This window comes from Microbacterium sp. UBA3394 (assembly GCF_002358725.1).
Classification (GTDB): Bacteria; Actinomycetota; Actinomycetes; order Actinomycetales; family Microbacteriaceae; genus Microbacterium; species Microbacterium luteum.
Genome location: NZ_DEPK01000262.1, coordinates 2704 through 3977, shown reverse-complemented (window position 1 = coordinate 3977; position 1274 = coordinate 2704). Strand labels below are relative to the sequence as shown.

Annotated in this window: 2 protein-coding genes; both read left to right on the top strand. The window is 65.8% G+C overall.

The annotated features are described in order from the left end of the window. Window positions 1-520: AEC family transporter (locus tag B4E30_RS15425; protein WP_286796063.1), on the top strand; the 520-nt coding region annotated here is incomplete at its 5' end. A 74-nt stretch (window positions 521-594) separates the two neighbouring features. After that, window positions 595-1152 carry an HdeD family acid-resistance protein gene (locus B4E30_RS15420; RefSeq protein WP_194383157.1) on the top strand — a complete coding sequence of 186 codons (558 nt, stop codon included), beginning with the start codon at window positions 595-597 and terminating at the stop codon, window positions 1150-1152. Window positions 1153-1274 lie beyond the last annotated feature (122 nt).

Here is a 1274-nt window from a genome sequence, read left to right as displayed (position 1 = left end):
GCTCACACCGATAGCGATGGCGATCATGGAATCCGTCACGGCGCAGCAACGCTCGGTCGGTCGCATCCTCGTGCGCACCGTCACGAACCCCCTCGTCATCGGATCCGTCCTCGGCACGCTGGTCGCCGTCAGCGGCCTCGAGCTGCCGCCGACGGCGATGGAGCCGGCGCGACTCATCGCCGACGCCTGCGTGCCGGTTCTCCTCATCAGCTACGGCTTGTCCCTGTTCGGCCAGCGGGTGCTCGGCGCCTCGGGCCGGCGGCGCGATGTCGTGCTGGCCACATCGCTGAAGCTCGTCGTGATGCCACTGACGGCCTGGCTGTGCGGACAGCTGCTGTTCGGCATGTCGCCTCACGACGTGTTGATCGTCGTCGTTCTGGCAGCGCTCCCCACCGCCCAGAACGTCTTCAACTACTCCCAGCGGTTCGGCATCGGCGAGACGATCTCCCGAGACACGGTCTTTCTCACCACGATCGGCTGCGTTCCCGTCCTGTTCGCGGCCTCGCTTCTGTTGGGCTGACCTCTCCCCCGGCGCGCACGATCCGCGTACAGTGGAGACGAGCCATTCCCAGGAAACTTTCAGAAAGGCCTCTCATGTCTCTCGAATCAGCGGAGAAGTCCGCCGTCAACGGCATCCGCACCGCGCTCGGCATCGGCGGCGTTCTCGCCGTGATTGTCGGCATCCTGATCCTTGTCTGGCCGGGGCGCACGGCGGCCGTGGTCACCGCGATCATCGCCATCTACGCGATCGCCGCGGGCCTGGTCTACGCCGGGCTCGGCATCTTCTCGAAGGCGAAGGGCGGCTGGTCGCGCGTCGGCCATATCGTGCTCGGCATGCTCTTCGTCATCGCCGGCGTTGTGGCCTTCTTCAACCTCGCTCAGACGACGGAGTTCCTCGCGATCTTCCTCGGCATCCTCGTCGGTGTCATGTGGATCATCGAAGGGGTTGTCTCCCTGTCCACGCTGAGCGACTCCCGCTCGAAGGGCTGGACGATCTTCTTCGCCATCCTCAGCATCGTCGCCGGCATCGTCCTGCTCTTCAGCCCGCTGTGGGGCGCGCTCGTGCTGTGGTGGGTGCTGGGCATCTCGCTCGTCATCCTCGGCATCGTCCAGATCATCCGCGCGTTCACGTTCAGCCCCCTCGACGCCTGAGCCGCGCGACCGTCGCCGCCACGCGATAAACACCTTCCGGCGCGAGAAACGTCGCAATGTGTGGTGTTTCGCGCTGGAAGTGGTTTCTCGGAGAACGCGCGGGCGGCCACGAGAAACGGGGC